The sequence below is a fragment of the Burkholderia territorii genome, from assembly GCF_902833055.1.
Taxonomy (GTDB): Bacteria; Pseudomonadota; Gammaproteobacteria; order Burkholderiales; family Burkholderiaceae; genus Burkholderia; species Burkholderia territorii.
Genome location: NZ_CADFEJ010000129.1, coordinates 1 through 474 on the forward strand (window position 1 = coordinate 1; position 474 = coordinate 474).

The following is a 474-nucleotide window of genomic DNA, read 5'->3' on the forward strand; positions in this document are numbered from 1 at the left end:
GACCTCGCGCCCGGTGCGGCTCGGCGAGCTGGCCGACACGCGCGCGCTGTCGGTGAAGGGCTACGACGCCGGCGCGATCTCGCTGACCATGCGGGTGCCGCCCGACCTGTTCATGTGGAACACCAACGGCGCCTCGCTCGACCTGCGCTACCGCTACTCGGTGCGCCCGCGCCCGGATCGCTCCTCGCTGAACATCAGCGTCAACAACCGCTTCGTGCGCTCGCTGCAGATCCCGGCGGTCGACCCCTCGCGCTTCAGCATCGCGCGCTTCCTGGGGCGCCTGGGCGCCGAGTCGGGCGATACCGGCAGCGCGCGCCACATCGTGCAGATCCCGCCGCTGCTGCTGACCCCGCACTCGCAGCTGAACCTGCAGTACTACTACGACATCCCGAACACCGGCGACTGCGCGGGCGCGCTGCTGCCGAACGTGGAAGGCACGATCGATCCCGACTCGACCCTGGACCTCTCGCCGTT

1 protein-coding gene is annotated in these 474 nt (G+C 70.3%); it reads left to right on the top strand.

From position 1 onward, the window contains the following. Positions 1-474: cellulose biosynthesis cyclic di-GMP-binding regulatory protein BcsB (locus HW466_RS31365; protein ID WP_176316172.1), on the top strand; the 474-nt coding region annotated here is incomplete at both ends.